This is a genomic window from Streptomyces capoamus, assembly GCF_014654935.1.
In the GTDB taxonomy this organism is placed as follows: Bacteria; Actinomycetota; Actinomycetes; order Streptomycetales; family Streptomycetaceae; genus Streptomyces; species Streptomyces capoamus.
In genome coordinates, this window is sequence record NZ_BNBF01000031.1 from 1 (window position 1) to 249 (window position 249).

Genomic DNA, 249 nt, shown 5'->3' on the forward strand with positions numbered 1-249 from the left:
CATCGGGCTGGATGAGTTCGACCGGCTCTTCACGCAGTTCGAGCCCGTGCTGCGCACGGGGGTTGCGCTCCCGCTCCGCGGGAGCGCTCCTGCCTTGCTGCGCAAGGCAGGCCACGGGCCTTGCTGCGCAAGGCCCGTGACGCTCCGTCCGCTGCGCTTCCGGAGCGGGGGGCCTGCGGCCCCGCAAGAGAGGCTTACGCTGCGCTCCAGCCACCCCGGGGCGCTCCGCGCCCCAACGACCGGCCCCGC